Genomic DNA, 13,665 nt, shown 5'->3' on the forward strand with positions numbered 1-13,665 from the left:
CGCCACGACATAAGGAAAGTGCAATGAAAAAAATGATCGTTCTGCTTCCTCTGTTGGGTCTGGCGGCGTGCAGCAGCCCGCAACCTACCCAGTACCAGTACAGCCAGTACCAGTGCGGGGAGGTGATGCTGGCCGTCACCTATGATCCCCAGGCTGACATGGTGCAATTCCCCTATGGTGGGCTCTATTACAAGCTGGATCGGGTGGAGTCACAATCAGGCGAGAAATACTCGGACAGTGTGACCACTTTCATGAAGCAGGACAAACAGGCCACGTTGGTACAGAAGAATGTCACCCAGCTGACCTGCACCCTGCAGTAAGCATAAGGTCTCGCTCCATGACCTGAGTCTGTTGCCGATGTCGTGGTGATATCGGGGTCAAAAAAGGGCGGCTTGCCAGAGACAAGCCGCCCTTTTGCATCTGTGCCGAACCCGGGTCAGTGGCCGGGCACCGAGGAGAGCAGTTCGGCGGCCAACTGCTGGCTCAGTTGCTGGCGCTGGCTATCGGCAATGGCGACATCGCTGGCCAGGGAGATGGCGCTGCTCCAGACCGCCTGCTGGGTGCGCCGATCGAGCAGTACGATGGCCAAGGTGCCTTTGCGCTCACCGGCCTTGGTCTGCAATCCCGGCGTCATGCCAAGGCGTGCGAAGATCTGGCCATCGCTGACATCTTTTTCACCCGCGACGCCGATGGCAACCCAGAGATCCGCCTCATCGAGGGGCACGCTCTGCCACCCTTTGCCATTGAGCTGCTGGCTGACCGCCTGCTGCAGGGGATCTAGCCACCCTTCGGCATGGGCCCCGGCAAACTGGAACTGTTCGGCCAGGGCGTAGCGCGGTGTCGCGCCGAATGACCAGTCACTGGCCGGCCGAACCACCATGGTGCCCGCCTCGACGGTCGGCGCAGCCGGACCCGTGCTGCAGCCACCCAGCAGGGCCGCCAATCCCACAGAGATAAACGCTAACCGCATCATAAACTCCTTGGCTCAGGTGATCTTGCCGGTTTCGATCAGTTGCTGGATGAGGGGACGCAGGATCAGCTCCATCGCAAAACCCATCTTGCCGCCCGGTACGACGATGGTATTCATGCGTGACATGAAAGAGCCATCGATCATCGACAGCAGGTAGGGGAAATCCACCTGCTTGATGCCGCGAAACCGTATCACCAGCATACTCTCGTCCAGACTCGGGATCACCTTGGCACTGAAGGGGTTGGAGGTGTCCACCGTCGGCACCCGCTGGAAGTTGATGTGGGTGCGTGAGAACTGGGGGGTGATGAAGTTGATGTAGTCATCCATGGAACGGACGATGGAGTCGGTCACCGCCTCGCGGGAGTGCCCGCGCTCCGAAGTGTCGCGGATGAGCTTCTGGATCCACTCCAGGTTGACGATGGGCACCACGCCGATGAGCAGGTCCACGTGGCGGGCCACGTTGTGCTCGTCGGTGACCACGCCGCCGTGCAACCCCTCATAAAACAACAGATCGGTCTCGCTCGGCAGATGCTGCCAGGGGGTGAAGGTACCCGGCATCTGGTTGAAGGGGACCGCCTCGTCGAAGCTGTGCAGATAACGACGATACTGGCCGCTGCCTTGCTGGCCGTACTCCTGGAAAAACGACTCCAGCAGGCCGAAGTCGTTGGCTTCCGGGCCGAAATAGCTGATATGGCGCCCCTGTTCGCGCGCCTTGCGGATCGCCACATCCATCTCCGGTCGGGTGTAGCGATGAAAACTGTCCCCCTCCACCACGGCCGCGTTGTAACCCAGTTGATGAAACATGGAACGAAAGGCGATGGTGGAGGTGGAGGTGCCGGCTCCGGACGAACCGGTAACCGCAATAATGGGATGCTTGGCCGACATAGAATGCTCTCTTCCTTGGGAGTTCCGTTATAAAGGCAGGCTTCGTGCCCGGTCAAGCCGACTCGATGAAGCGATCCTTGGGCACTATGTTGACCGACTCGTGCAACTCGCTGTAGACGATGACGGCGGAGCCTTGCTGCAACTGGGCTTTGACGGTCTCGACCTTGCGGGCGAGGGGCACATCCTGCTCGCCATATTCGGTGCCTTCCTGCAGTACGAAATGTTCGATGAGATTGGTCAGGGTTTCGCTATCCAGCTCTTGCCAGGGGATGATCATCGGTAAGTCTCACAACAAAAAAAGGGCTGTCGGGTCATTGTTATGCCCGCTTGCCCGAGTGCAACTTCTTTTTACGCCTTACGGGTACTCTAGCGGGTGCTAAAGCGTCACCTGGCGATGGCTCGGAATGTGCAACCGGGCAAATGCAAAAGGGGTCAGTTTGGTGTGGCCGCCTGGGCTTGCTCGGTTATCCAGCGGCTGATCCGCTCATCCAGCCAGAATCTGGGTCGCCAGGGCGTGCCGTGCAGGAATCCCACATGGCCGCCACGCTGGCTGAGCTCATAGCGCACCATGGGGTTGAGCTGTTCGGGGCGCGGGATCACCGCTTGCGACATGAAGGGATCGTCGGCGGCGTGGATGATCAGCGTCGGGATCGGGATCTGTCGCAGCAGGGGCAGACCGGAGCAGCTCTGGTAGTAGTGGCCGGCGTTGGTGAAACCATGGAGCGGGGCGGTGACCTGCTCGTCAAAGTCGCGCAGGGTGGCAATGCTTCGCACCTGCTGTGGTTGCCAGCGCTCGCCCGCTTTCTGTTGCTGGTGGATCTTGTTTAACAGGTTGCGGCGCATGGTGCGCAGCAGATAGTTCTGATAGACCTTGGAGAAACCCTGGTTGACCCGGTTGGCACAGCTTTCCAGCTGCAAGGGGGCCGAAATTACCACGGCCGCTGTCAGTGCCGCCGGACAGGCGCGAGCCAGCAGATTGACCAGCATGTTGCCACCCAGCGAAAAGCCGATGGCAATCAAGGGTTTGCCCGGAAAGCGTCGGCTCAGCTCGGCAATCACTTCCAGCGCATCGCCGATGGCCCCCGAGTGATAGGCCTGCAGGTGGCGATTGGGCTCGCCGCTGCAACCCCGAAAGTGCATCAGCACCGCCTCTCTCCCTTCCTGCTGCAGGTGGCCAAACAATCCCTTGGCGTAGTGGGAGTGAATGCTTCCCTCCAGGCCATGGAACACCACCACCAGCGGCTGGGCATCCTGGGCAATTTCCCCGTTCCATGCGAGGTCGACGAAATCCCCGTCCGTCAGTTCAAACCGCTCGGCCACGAAGCGGGCCGGGGTCCGGCGCAGCCACTTTGGCAATATGGTTTGCAGATGGGGGTTGCGGGCCCACCAGGGGGCCTGAAAGTAACTCTCGGTCAACATGGGTCTGCCGGTTCCGGTTGTAACGGCGGGAAGTGTCCTCCCCGCCTCTGGGGTCAGTGCTGCAGGCGGTCGTGGTGCTCGGCACCGCGCAGCATGGCCTGGATCAGCTCGTTGGCCTCGAACTTGGTCAGCGCTTCGTGAGCCCCCACCTGATGGGCTCGCTCCACACTGATCTCGCTGGAGAGGGAGGTGTGCAGGATGATGTAGGCGCCCGCCAGCTTGCCGTCGCTCTGCACCTCGAAGGCCAGCTCATAACCATCGAGCCCCGGCATCTCGATATCGCTTACCAGGATATCGATGGGGGTCTGCTGGCCAGCTCTCTCCTGCATCAGGGTCAGCGCATCCTTGCCGTTGGTGCAGACTTCGTAGGGGATATTGATGTAATCGAGTGCCGCCATCAGCTGGCGGCGGGCGACGGAGGAGTCATCCACCAGCAGGATCCGCATCGGCTTGATCCGCTCCCGCTGCACGTCGGTCAGCACCGGATAGAGGTGGCTGGGATCGTCAGGGTAGACCCGTGACAGGATCAGCTCCACGTCCAGCAGCTGGATCAGCTGGCCGTTGACCCGGGTTACCCCGGTCACGAAGACGTTGTGACCGAGGGCTGCAGGCGGCGGGGCGATATCGCGCCAGTTGCACTCGGTGATCTTGTCGATGCCGCGCACCAGAAAGCCCACCAGGGTGCGGCGACAGTCGGTGATGATGATGAAGCAGTGTTGCATCTCTTCCCGCTGGATGGGGCGATACCCCACCGCCATGGCCATGTCGATCACCGGAATGGTAGTGCCACGCATATTGGCTGCTCCCAGCACGGTCGGGTGGGACTGGGGCAGCGCGGTCAGCTGGGTATAAGGCACTATCTCCTTTACCTTGAGGGTGCCGATGGCGAAGGATTGGTTGGCTGAGAGATGAAACAGCAACATGCCCTGGGATTGATTGGCTTTGCTCGTCATGGCAGATGTCCTGTTGGTCGAAACGTTGGCCGTCACTTATGGTTCCAGCATAAAGGATAAGAGGGGAGATGGTCCTCTCTTGTTAACGACCGGCGGCTAAAAAACTGGACTCGCCTGGCCGTTTTTCTTCGCTGGTGGGGGAGGGCGCTTATTGCCCCTCGCCCGGTGTCACGCCCCAGCGCTGACAAGCCTGTTGCAGCGTCGCTTCATCGGGATAGCCCAGTTTTCCGGCAACCTGGGCTGCCTTGCTGCCCCCCTTGAGCAGTCTGAGGGCCTGCAGCAGTTGCCACTGCTGTTGCAGGGCATCGCCCGGGACTGGCGCATCGGCCCGCTCGGCCCACTTTTGCAGCGCATCGGGATGACCGCTGGCGATGGCCTGCCAGTCCGCTTGCAGGGTTTCATTCCCCTGCTGACTGATGGGGCACTGTTGCACCTCATCGAGAATGACCTGCAGCCGGTGGCCATAGGCCCCCTGCCAATCCTGTGGCCGCTGCCATTGAGCCAGCGAATCGAGCAGGGCATCGAGCAGCGGCGAGGCTTGCAGCCAGCCGGCCTGCCCGGGTTGCGGCGCTCGCAGGGAGACGCTCAGCAGGTCGTAATCGCAATCCGCCAGCGGGCTGAAGGCGGCCAGAGCATCGGCACAGAGCCAGAAACAGCGGCCGGCCGGGAGCAACAGCTCATGCTGACCGAGTCTTAGCAGCGCGGCTCCTCTGGTCACCCGCAACAACTGCCCGACCGGGGTACGTTTGCGATGACCGGCTTGCAGGCCCTGGCTGGAAAAATGGTGGTACTCGATGGCGTGATGCATGTAAAAACCCTGATATGATGCTGCCTGGAGGTAACAAAAATGGAAACCAGACGTAAAAAGCGCTTCATTGCCGGTGCAGTCTGCCCGGCGTGCGGCAAGATGGACAACATGATGCTGTATCTGGAGCATGGAGTCGAGAAGGTGACCTGTGTCTCCTGCGGCGATACCCAGGTGCAGACGCCGGCCGAGGTCGATCAGATGACCCGGGAGGCCGAAGAGGTGATCGGGGTATTCCGCCCCTGACGGGGTAACGGGATTGGGTGAGGTGCGTCACTTCGCTCCCGTTGTCGCTTTTTTCAACACCCGCTGGCAGGGTCCGCCATAGGCGTGGCCCGCTTTTTAGGGTATTCTGAGCCCGTTTTTTTCTATCCGCAGGATCCTGACATGAAAGTAGCTCCTCTGAGCGTGGTTACGCTGGAATACACAGTCACCGACGAGCACGGTGAAGTCATCGATAGCACTGTCGGCAAAGAGCCGCTGGTATATCTGCACGGTACCCGCTATCTGGTTTCCGGCCTCGAAGCCGAGCTGGAAGGTCGCGCGGTAGGTGACGCCTTCGAAGTGACCCTGACCCCGAGCCAGGCCTACGGCGAATATGACGAGTCTCTGGTGCAGGAAGTGCCGGGTGAGCTGTTCGACGGTATGGAAGTCTCCGAAGGGGATACTTTCGTGGCCGAGACCGATGACGGCCACCGCCCGGTGACCGTGGTTGAAGTGTCCGAGTCCTTCGTCAAGGTGGATGGCAACCATCCGCTGGCTGGCGTGACCCTGGGCTTCAAGGTCGAGATCAAAGACGTGCGTGCCGCTACCGCCGAAGAGCTGGCTCACGGTCACGTTCACGGTGCCGGTGGTTGCGGCCACGATCATGGTCATGATCATGATCATGACCACGATCACGGTGGCTGCTGTGGTGGTGGTCATCACCATCATGAAGAAGAGCATGGCCATGGTGGTTGCTGCGGCGGTGCTGGCCACGGTCACGACCACGGCCATGATCACGGTGACGACCATGGTCACGGCGGCTGCTGCGGTGGCGGCGGTTGCGGTGGCAAGGGCCATCACCACTGATCCGGGTTCGACCCGAGATAAAAAAAACCCGCGCCTGGCGCGGGTTTTTTTATGAACTGGTGGCTGGCGTCACCGGATCAGTAGTGAGGGGGGGGCGTCTCTTCGGACATGCTGGCAATCTGGCTCGGCTGCACGCTCTTGAGCTTGTCCACCAGCAGCTGGATCTGATGCTTGAGCCGATCCAGCTCGCGCCCCTGGGTGGTGACCTCATCGTTGAGCAGCTCTATGGTGTATTCCGCATAGGCAAGACGGGTTTCCAGGGTTTCGATACGATCGTTTACTTGCTGACTCATGGGCCTTCGGGTCCTTACTTGATTGTCCAGATTTCGGCCAGACCACTGGAGCTGGCGCTGACAAGGTGGCTATTGTCGCGCAAAGCCACGCCGTAGACCACAGCGCTGGGCGGTTTGGCCTTGGGATAGGGGGCGACGCGCCAGCTCTGCAGCAAGGTGCCATCGCTCACCCGCCACAGGGAGAGCTGGCGTGACGGGGCTCCTGTGATGAGCCATTTGCCGTCGTTGGCAAAGCGGGCGCTGCTGTACACCTCGAAACGGTGATCAAACTGCAGCCGGCTCACCTCTTTACCTGTTTTCAGATCCCAGATGCTGGCCTGACGGCTGTCAGCGGTGAAGGCGTAGCGGCCGCTGGGCTCCAGTCTGGCCATCACCACCCGGCCGCCGTGGTTGAAACGCCACACTACCTGGCCACTCTGGGTATCCCACAGATAGGCGCTGTAGTCGTTGCCACCGGTCAGGGCATAGCGGCCATTGGCGGAGAGATCCACCGTATTGATCTGCTCGGTATGCCCCAGAAATTGCAGGCGGCGTCCGCTCTGGGTGTCGACCACCTCCGCCTTGCCATCTTCCCGACCGATCAGCACCTGACGGCCATCTGCCGACAGGGCGATGTCCCTCAGCCTGGATTCAGGAAGGGAGTAGTAGCCTTGCGAATGCCCATTCTGGAGCGCCCAGATGGCGAAGGTATTTGACGTTGCGGTGACGGCGTGGTCGTTGCCTTCGGCAAAACGGGTAATGAACACCAGGTTGTCCGGTGCGTCTGATTGCGTCCAGCGCCAGCGTTGGCGGTTTTGCTCAAGGTCCCATACCACGATACCCTGACTCAAGCTGGAGACGATGGCTTGCTTGCCATCGCTGGAGAGATCGGCGGTCAGCAGGCCTGTGCTGGCGAGGGTAATTTGCTGGTCTGGCCGGGCGCTTTGCTCGCAGCCAGTCAGCATCAAGCAGAGGCTTACCAGATAAATAGCACTTTTTAACATTTTTGCGGTCTCACGCTGTTGTTACCTGCAATCACGGCGTTAGTATAAGGCGCTTGTCACGATAAACCTCTCATTTCACGATGGAACCGAGAGCGGTATTTGAAGTTTGGAGAAACTGATGAATAAATTTCTGAAGGTGTCCCTGTTGGCTGCGGCGGTTGCCGTGGGTCTGACTGCTTGCCAAGACGAGAAGCCGGCGGCCAATACCGCCGAGGTGAAGGCAGAGGCCAGCAAGCCTGCAGAGGCGACCAAGGCTGAAGCCAAGAGCTTTGAAGAGCAATCCGGTTATGCGATTGGCCTCTCCATGGGTCGTTACATCGCCAATACCCTGGAGCGTCAACAAGAGCTCGGCATCAAGCTGGACAACGCCGTGATCCTGAAAGGGGTGACTGACGGTCTGGGCAAAGACGCCAAGATGACCGATGAAGAGATCCAGAAGGTTCTGCAGCAGTACGACGCCAAGATCAACGAGCTGACCAAGGCCAAGGCCGAGAAAGATGCCGTTGAGAACCTGAAGAAGGGCGAAGCCTTCCTGGCTGACAATGCCAAGAAAGAGGGCGTGAAGACCACTGAATCCGGCCTGCAGTATCAGGTCGAGAAGATGGGCACAGGCGCCAAGCCGAAGGCCACCGATATCGTCAAGGTGCACTACACTGGCACTCTGACCGATGGCACCAAGTTTGACAGCTCCGTCGATCGTGGCGAGCCGGCGACCTTCCCGCTGAACCAGGTGATCCCGGGCTGGACCGAAGGGGTACAACTGATGCCGGTTGGCTCCAAGTTCAAGTTCTTCCTGCCGTCCAAGCTGGCCTATGGCGAGCACGGTGCAGGCACCATCCCGGCCAATGCCGTGCTGGTGTTTGACGTTGAACTGCTGGACATCGAGAAGCCAGCGGCTGACGACGCTAAAAAGTAAGTTCATCTTGCGCAAAAACGGCTCCTTAGGGAGCCGTTTTTTCTTGTGTCTCTTCGGGATCCGCGGGATAACTGGAGGGGCGTCACCTTGGGTTTGCCCGAGAAAGGTTGCAAAATAAAAGCGCACAATCAATGACAAGGATGAATCCTGTGGCTGAAAACAAACCGCGTGTGCTGTTGGTGGAAGATACCCGGAGTCTGGCGGTCGTCTATGAGCAGTACCTGCGTCAGGATGGTTATGAGGTACTGTTGGCCGATTGTGGCCAGCAGGCGCTGGACCAGCTGATGGCGAGCCCCCCGCCCGTGGTGCTGCTCGATCTGGAGCTGCCGGACATGTCCGGCATGGACATTCTGCAGCAGATCACCGAACAGCAGCTGCCCTGCGCCGTGGTGGTGATCACCGCCCACGGTTCGGTGGACGTGGCGGTAGAGGCGATGCGCCTCGGCGCCTTTGACTTCCTGACCAAACCTTTTGACAGCAAGCGGCTGTGCGCCACGGCGCGCAACGCACTGAAGCACCAGCAACTGAGCTCGCTGGTGGCCCAGTACCGGGAAAACTTCGAGCGTCACTCCTTCGCCGGCTTCATCGGTGCCTCCATGCCGATGCAGGCTGTCTATCGCATCATAGAGAGTGCGGCTCCGAGCAAGGCCACCGTGTTCATCACAGGAGAGAGCGGTACCGGCAAGGAGGTGTGTGCCGAGGCGATTCACCAGTGCAGCCCTCGCCGCGATCAGCCCTTCATCGCACTCAACTGCGCAGCTATTCCCCACGATCTGATGGAGAGCGAGATCTTCGGTCACGTGAAGGGCTCTTTTACCGGCGCCCAGGGGGATCGCAAGGGGGCGGCGAGTCTTGCGGACGGCGGCACCCTGTTTCTGGACGAGCTCTGCGAGATGGATCTCGACCTGCAGAGCAAGCTCTTGCGTTTCATCCAGACCGGCACCCTGCAGCGCGTCGGCAGCAGCAAGCTGGAGACGGTGGATGTGCGCTTCGTCTGCGCCACCAACCGGGATCCGCTGGTGGAGGTAAAGGCGGGGCGTTTTCGCGAGGATCTCTACTACCGGTTGCACGTCATCCCCCTCTACCTGCCACCGCTGCGCGAGCGGGGGGAGGACATCCTGCTGCTGGCTCGCAGCCTGCTGCAGAGCTACGCCAAGGAAGAGAACAAGCGCTTCAAGGATTTCGATGCCCAGGCGGCGCGGGTGCTGCTCGACTACCCCTGGCCCGGCAACGTGCGCGAGCTGCAGAACGTGGTGCGCAACATAGTGGTGCTGAACGACAAGGATCAGGTGAGCCAGGATATTTTGCCGCCCCCGCTCAATGGCGGACGTTCCCTGAACGGGGCGGCCCCTGTGGCCCAGCCTGCTGTGGCCAGCGCGCCGGAGCGACCAGCCCACGGGCCGATCCGCCCGCTCTGGCTGGTGGAAAAAGAGGTGATAGAGCAGGCCATCGCCAGCTGTGACGGCAATATCCCCAAGGCCGCGGCTCTGCTGGAGATCAGCCCCTCGACCATCTATCGCAAGAAGCAGGGGTGGGAAGAGGCCAACCTCGCCTGACTCGGGGGCTGCGCCAGGCCGCCCCTGCGTTGTCAAAGCTTGGCGAGCCGCTTGAGACGGGCGAGCCGCTCCCCCTCCTGGCGCTTGAACCACTCATCGCGCGACAGCAAAAACCAGGCGCGGGCGAAATATTCGGCCGCCGCCGGCTCGTCCAGCGCCAGCGCATTCTCCCCCAGCTCTTCGAACACATAGCCATCCTCGGGGGCGCCGGCGGCAGCCATGTCGGCCTGCAACTGCGTGAGCTCGGCCTGCGCCTGTTCGTGCAGCCCCTGGGCCCGGCTCAGACGAGCCAGGCTCCAGCGGGCGATAAAGGCCTTGGCCGGGTTGTTATGCTGCTCGTGCCAGGCCAGGCATTTTTGCTGACACTGGCGAGCCTCTTCCAGGCGGCCCAGTTCAAACAGGGTCCAGCCCTGATTGTTGTAGAGGGGGGCGAGCCAGCCGCGCACCCGCTCGTCCTGGCTGCGCTCCGCCAGCTCCATCGCCAGCTGGTGCCAGCGGCTCTGCTCCTCCAGCGGGGCGGCGATGGCCACCATGTGGGCCGCATCGATGGCCAGATAGAGCTCCTTGTGTTTCAGCCCCTGTTGCCAGGCCTGTTCAAACAGCGTCCTGGCACTGGCCTTGTCGCCGGCGGAGTTGAAGCTGCGACCTCGCTCCAGCAGGACGCGAAGGCGCGCCCGCGGGGTGGCATCAGTGAGGCGGGGTTCTATCTCGTCGAGCAGCTGGTGCGCCTCGGCAAACTGGCGTTGCAGCGAATGGGTGCGGGCTATCTGGGTGAGCAGCTCCAGTTCATACTGCAGGTCGGCGGCGGCGTGCGCCTCGGGCAGCAGAGCATGAAAACGCAGGGCGCTGGCGGCGGGATCCTGATAATCCCACAGCGCCATGAAATCGGGCGGATTGTCCATTCGGCCTCCTTGCTGGCGATCCTGTCACCAAGATGCCTGCCGGCCATTGTTTGTACAAGGGGCGTCCGTCACAGAGCGCCCCTTGGGTTATGTCGTCACAGCCGCTCTCTCAGTAGACCATGGCCAGGCTCATCAGCATCAGGCCCAGAGCGGCGAAGGCTCCCTCCTTGATGGCAAGCCGGGGCACCAGCGCCTTGGGCAGGGCCGGAAACAGGCTGAGCGCAAATCCCAGGCCCGGCATCAACCAGTGGAAGGCTGGATTGCGCAGGGCCGGATCGGCCGCGCCATTGATCACGATGAGCAGGATGAACAGGGTGAAGGCGGGTAGAATAAACCAGCGCACATTGCCGCTGGCCACCGCCCGCAGTGGCGAGATGCGATAGAGCAGCATGGTGACGAGAAACAGCACGAAGGGGGCGAGCAGGTAGAGCGGAGCCGGGTTCATAGCAGATGTCCTGAAAACGAGTGGCGGGATTTAATCAGCCCGGGGCGGCGATGACCAGCCATATGGGCCAGGGCTGTGAAGAAGATCCCAGGCAAAGGTTTGCAGCGCCGGGGTCAGCGCAGCCAGAGCCAGGCTGCGGCGAAGCCCAGCCAGCTCAATACCAGCAGCGCCCAGGGCAGGGGATGCTGGCGGGTCACTTCCACCAGTTCGAGCGACTCGTCCTGTTCATCGAGCTGGTTTTCACTCTGCTGTTGTCTGGCTTTGGCCTGCTGCTTCTTCTGGCGATTGGCTTCGCGGGCTCGCGCCTTCATCTGCTTCTTGTATTCATCTATGCCCTTCTGGATCCCCTGGGCGATCAGCTGGGTCTGCTCCTTGGTCTGCCCCGGCTTCTGGTTGGCACGGGCAATCTTCATCGCCTCCTGCTGGGTTTCTGGGGAAATCTTGTCGTATTTGGCCATCTACTCTCTCCTCGGGCTCCGATGGGGTGGGAGAGTATGCCACAAAGGTGTGGCAAGAAGCGGCTTGCCATCCCCCGGCGCCGAATTTTGCGCGACCACTCATAAAAAGAGACGAGAAAACGGTGGAAATCCGGATGTTGAGCCAAGGATCACAATTAACGCATTTTGTGAGTCATTGATGAAAAATCGTCATCTGTTGTTTGTTATATTGGCGCCCGACCCGCCGGATCGGGTCATAAATAACAACATAATCAAGGTGATATGGATATGAATAAGAACTTCATCAGGGGCACCGTGGCGCTGGCCGTGCTGGCTGCCCTGACTGGCTGTAATTCCTCTGGCAATGACACCGTTGCCCCCTGCACTGAAAATGTCTGCAAGCTGACTGTTTTGCACACCAACGACACCCATGGCCGTTTCTGGCACAACACCGAGAACGAATATGGCATGGCGGCCCAGAAGACCCTGGTCGAGCGGCTGCGCGCCGAAGCCAGGGCCGCCGGCAGCGAAGTACTGGTGCTCTCCGGTGGGGACGTCAACACAGGGGTGCCCGAGTCGGATCTGCAGGATGCCGAGCCCGATTTCGTCGCGATGAACAGCATTCGCTACGACGCCATGGCGGTGGGCAACCACGAGTTCGACAACCCCCTCGATGTGCTGGAGAAGCAGCGTGAGTGGGCCCGGTTCCCCATGCTGTCGGCCAACATCTATGACAAGGCCAGCGGCAAGCACTATTTCGACCCCTACAAGGTATTCAGATTGGATAACGGCCTCAAGGTCGCGGTGATCGGCCTGACCACGGAAGACACCGCCCAGCTGGTCGATCCCAACAACGTCAAGACCCTGGAGTTCCGCGATCCCACCACCGAAGCGGCCCAACTGGGCAAGCAGATCCGTGACAAAAATGAGGCCAACCTGGTCTTCGCCATCACCCACATGGGCCACTATGCCGATGGCCAGCATGGCAGCAATGCCCCGGGTGATGTGGAGATGGCCCGCGCCCTGCCGGCAGGCACCCTGGATGCCATCATCGGTGGCCACTCCCAAAACCCGGTCTGCATGGAACCGGGGACGGCGAACAAGTATGCCGACTTCAAACCGGGTGATGACTGCCTGCCGGATCAGCAGAACGGTACCTGGATCATGCAGGCCCACGAGTGGGGCAAGTATGTGGGTCGTGCCCAGTTTGATTACCAGAATGGCAAGCTGACCCTCACCAGCTATGAGCTGATCCCGGTCAACCTCGTCAAGCGCAATGCCAAGGGTGATCCCATCGACGCGACCGGCGCCGCCACCAAGGATCCGGCCAAGATGCAGTTCGTTCAGGACGAGATCACCAAGGATCCCGAACTCTACAACACCCTGCTGGGCTATCAGGAGAAGGGCCAGCAGGAGCTGAGCGTGGTGATCGGTTCCAGCGATGGCCTGCTGGTCGGCGATCGTGCCAGCGTGCGCAACATGCAGACCAATCTGGGACGCCTGATCACGACCGCCACCTCCAGAAAGCTGGCGACTGACTTCGGTATCGTCAACTCCGGCGGCGTGCGGGACAGCATCCCGGCCGGCGATATCACCTATCGCAGCGTGCTACTGGTGCACCCGTTCGGCAACACGGTCAACAAGGCCGTCATGAATGGCAGTGAGCTGGCCAGCTACCTGGGACAGGTTGCCACCAAGACTCGCAATACCGGCGGTTATGCCCAGTTTGGCGGCATCAACATGGCGGTGGATTGCCAGGCCAAGAGCGTGAACATCACCAGCATTGGTGGCAAGGCGTTCGATCCGGCGGCGACCTACAGCTTCGCCATTCCGAGCTTCAGCGCCGCCGGTGGCGATGGCTATCCCAAGATCGACACCATCAATGCCGGGCTGGTGGATGCGGCCGTGCTGAAGGAGTATATCGAGATCAAGAAGACCATCAATGTGGCTGACTATCAGCCTGCCGGTGAGGTGAGCTACCTGAACTCCACCTCTAGCGACGGTTGCAACTGATCGACGTAAATCCCGAG

The 13,665-nt window shown here is 60.7% G+C and carries 17 protein-coding genes; 6 read left to right on the forward strand and 11 right to left on the reverse strand.

All coding sequences use genetic code 11. The features are described 5' to 3' along the window. Positions 1–23 precede the first annotated feature (23 nt). Positions 24–320 (forward strand): MliC family protein, encoded by a 297-nt coding sequence (locus LA321_RS10865; RefSeq protein ID WP_026456727.1) that lies wholly within the window; start codon positions 24–26, stop codon positions 318–320. 116 nt (positions 321–436) lie between these two features. On the opposite strand, the gene LA321_RS10870 is transcribed toward LA321_RS10865, so the two are convergent. The 6 genes from LA321_RS10870 to LA321_RS10895 all read right to left on the reverse strand — a co-directional run bounded on the left by LA321_RS10870 (position 437) and on the right by LA321_RS10895 (position 5,035). Further along, positions 437–970: a DUF4136 domain-containing protein gene (locus tag LA321_RS10870; protein WP_042072727.1), complete on the reverse strand. Its 534-nt coding sequence runs from the start codon at positions 968–970 to the stop codon at positions 437–439. A gap of 15 nt (positions 971–985) precedes the next feature. Further along, positions 986–1,855 (reverse strand): phosphoribulokinase, encoded by an 870-nt coding sequence (locus LA321_RS10875; RefSeq protein ID WP_026456725.1) that lies wholly within the window; start codon positions 1,853–1,855, stop codon positions 986–988. A 52-nt stretch (positions 1,856–1,907) separates the two neighbouring features. Beyond that, on the reverse strand, positions 1,908–2,132 hold the full coding sequence (locus LA321_RS10880; RefSeq protein WP_042072725.1) for a YheU family protein: 225 nt from the start codon (positions 2,130–2,132) through the stop codon (positions 1,908–1,910). 155 nt (positions 2,133–2,287) lie between these two features. Next, on the reverse strand, positions 2,288–3,274 hold the full coding sequence (locus tag LA321_RS10885) for a hydrolase (protein WP_042072724.1): 987 nt from the start codon (positions 3,272–3,274) through the stop codon (positions 2,288–2,290). 53 nt (positions 3,275–3,327) lie between these two features. After that, the gene (locus tag LA321_RS10890) at positions 3,328–4,227 is read right to left on the reverse strand and encodes a chemotaxis protein (RefSeq protein WP_224212208.1); all 900 of its coding nucleotides are present in this window, start codon (positions 4,225–4,227) and stop codon (positions 3,328–3,330) included. 148 nt (positions 4,228–4,375) lie between these two features. Further along, positions 4,376–5,035 carry a hypothetical protein gene (locus LA321_RS10895; protein WP_042072720.1) on the reverse strand — a complete coding sequence of 220 codons (660 nt, stop codon included), beginning with the start codon at positions 5,033–5,035 and terminating at the stop codon, positions 4,376–4,378. A gap of 39 nt (positions 5,036–5,074) precedes the next feature. Between LA321_RS10895 and LA321_RS10900 the strand changes: the two genes are divergently transcribed. Then, positions 5,075–5,278, forward strand: coding sequence for a YheV family putative zinc ribbon protein (locus LA321_RS10900; protein WP_026458669.1), 204 nt, complete (start codon positions 5,075–5,077; stop codon positions 5,276–5,278). Between the two features lie 141 nt (positions 5,279–5,419). Next, positions 5,420–6,103, forward strand: a complete 684-nt coding sequence (locus LA321_RS10905; protein WP_223380018.1) for an FKBP-type peptidyl-prolyl cis-trans isomerase — start codon at positions 5,420–5,422, stop codon at positions 6,101–6,103. A gap of 77 nt (positions 6,104–6,180) precedes the next feature. Here the strand turns inward: LA321_RS10905 and LA321_RS10910 are convergent, their stop codons facing one another. After that, a complete protein-coding gene (locus LA321_RS10910; RefSeq protein WP_042027198.1) occupies positions 6,181–6,396 on the reverse strand; it encodes a SlyX family protein in 216 nt (71 codons plus the stop codon). A gap of 14 nt (positions 6,397–6,410) precedes the next feature. Beyond that, positions 6,411–7,379 (reverse strand): WD40 repeat domain-containing protein, encoded by a 969-nt coding sequence (locus LA321_RS10915; RefSeq protein WP_042072717.1) that lies wholly within the window; start codon positions 7,377–7,379, stop codon positions 6,411–6,413. Positions 7,380–7,497: 118 nt separating this feature from the next. On the opposite strand from LA321_RS10915, the gene fkpA reads away from it, so the two are divergent. Both fkpA and LA321_RS10925 read left to right on the forward strand, forming a co-directional pair. Then, the gene (gene fkpA, locus LA321_RS10920) at positions 7,498–8,295 is read left to right on the forward strand and encodes an FKBP-type peptidyl-prolyl cis-trans isomerase (protein ID WP_026457833.1); all 798 of its coding nucleotides are present in this window, start codon (positions 7,498–7,500) and stop codon (positions 8,293–8,295) included. Positions 8,296–8,444: 149 nt separating this feature from the next. Next, positions 8,445–9,851, forward strand: coding sequence for a sigma-54-dependent transcriptional regulator (locus LA321_RS10925; RefSeq protein ID WP_201940524.1), 1,407 nt, complete (start codon positions 8,445–8,447; stop codon positions 9,849–9,851). Positions 9,852–9,883: 32 nt separating this feature from the next. Here the strand turns inward: LA321_RS10925 and LA321_RS10930 are convergent, their stop codons facing one another. From LA321_RS10930 to LA321_RS10940, 3 genes are all read right to left on the reverse strand, one after another. Then, positions 9,884–10,753, reverse strand: a complete 870-nt coding sequence (locus LA321_RS10930) for a tetratricopeptide repeat protein (protein WP_042070682.1) — start codon at positions 10,751–10,753, stop codon at positions 9,884–9,886. 109 nt (positions 10,754–10,862) lie between these two features. Next, complete coding sequence (locus tag LA321_RS10935; RefSeq protein WP_026457698.1) at positions 10,863–11,198, reverse strand: hypothetical protein; 336 nt, start codon at positions 11,196–11,198, stop codon at positions 10,863–10,865. Between the two features lie 113 nt (positions 11,199–11,311). Then, complete coding sequence (locus tag LA321_RS10940; RefSeq protein ID WP_026457697.1) at positions 11,312–11,656, reverse strand: DUF2956 domain-containing protein; 345 nt, start codon at positions 11,654–11,656, stop codon at positions 11,312–11,314. A gap of 267 nt (positions 11,657–11,923) precedes the next feature. Here LA321_RS10940 and ushA point away from each other — a divergent pair, with 267 nt between their 5' ends. Continuing rightward, positions 11,924–13,648: a bifunctional UDP-sugar hydrolase/5'-nucleotidase UshA gene (ushA, locus tag LA321_RS10945; RefSeq protein ID WP_042070679.1), complete on the forward strand. Its 1,725-nt coding sequence runs from the start codon at positions 11,924–11,926 to the stop codon at positions 13,646–13,648. Positions 13,649–13,665: the final 17 nt, after the last annotated feature.

This window comes from Aeromonas enteropelogenes, from assembly GCF_020097295.1.
Taxonomy (GTDB): domain Bacteria; phylum Pseudomonadota; class Gammaproteobacteria; order Enterobacterales; family Aeromonadaceae; genus Aeromonas; species Aeromonas enteropelogenes.

What these genes read in the sequence shown, in the direction of transcription:
- ushA (WP_042070679.1), top strand. Translation starts at nt 11,924, where the DNA reads ATGAATAAGAACTTCATCAGGGGCACCGTGGCGCTGGCCGTGCTGGCT.
- LA321_RS10915 (WP_042072717.1), bottom strand. Translation starts at nt 7,379, where the DNA reads ATGTTAAAAAGTGCTATTTATCTGGTAAGCCTCTGCTTGATGCTGACT.
- LA321_RS10935 (WP_026457698.1), bottom strand. Translation starts at nt 11,198, where the DNA reads ATGAACCCGGCTCCGCTCTACCTGCTCGCCCCCTTCGTGCTGTTTCTC.
- LA321_RS10865 (WP_026456727.1), top strand. Translation starts at nt 24, where the DNA reads ATGAAAAAAATGATCGTTCTGCTTCCTCTGTTGGGTCTGGCGGCGTGC.
- LA321_RS10910 (WP_042027198.1), bottom strand. Translation starts at nt 6,396, where the DNA reads ATGAGTCAGCAAGTAAACGATCGTATCGAAACCCTGGAAACCCGTCTT.
- fkpA (WP_026457833.1), top strand. Translation starts at nt 7,498, where the DNA reads ATGAATAAATTTCTGAAGGTGTCCCTGTTGGCTGCGGCGGTTGCCGTG.
- LA321_RS10880 (WP_042072725.1), bottom strand. Translation starts at nt 2,132, where the DNA reads ATGATCATCCCCTGGCAAGAGCTGGATAGCGAAACCCTGACCAATCTC.
- LA321_RS10890 (WP_224212208.1), bottom strand. Translation starts at nt 4,227, where the DNA reads ATGACGAGCAAAGCCAATCAATCCCAGGGCATGTTGCTGTTTCATCTC.
- LA321_RS10895 (WP_042072720.1), bottom strand. Translation starts at nt 5,035, where the DNA reads ATGCATCACGCCATCGAGTACCACCATTTTTCCAGCCAGGGCCTGCAA.
- LA321_RS10930 (WP_042070682.1), bottom strand. Translation starts at nt 10,753, where the DNA reads ATGGACAATCCGCCCGATTTCATGGCGCTGTGGGATTATCAGGATCCC.
- LA321_RS10940 (WP_026457697.1), bottom strand. Translation starts at nt 11,656, where the DNA reads ATGGCCAAATACGACAAGATTTCCCCAGAAACCCAGCAGGAGGCGATG.
- LA321_RS10885 (WP_042072724.1), bottom strand. Translation starts at nt 3,274, where the DNA reads ATGTTGACCGAGAGTTACTTTCAGGCCCCCTGGTGGGCCCGCAACCCC.
- LA321_RS10905 (WP_223380018.1), top strand. Translation starts at nt 5,420, where the DNA reads ATGAAAGTAGCTCCTCTGAGCGTGGTTACGCTGGAATACACAGTCACC.
- LA321_RS10900 (WP_026458669.1), top strand. Translation starts at nt 5,075, where the DNA reads ATGGAAACCAGACGTAAAAAGCGCTTCATTGCCGGTGCAGTCTGCCCG.
- LA321_RS10875 (WP_026456725.1), bottom strand. Translation starts at nt 1,855, where the DNA reads ATGTCGGCCAAGCATCCCATTATTGCGGTTACCGGTTCGTCCGGAGCC.
- LA321_RS10870 (WP_042072727.1), bottom strand. Translation starts at nt 970, where the DNA reads ATGCGGTTAGCGTTTATCTCTGTGGGATTGGCGGCCCTGCTGGGTGGC.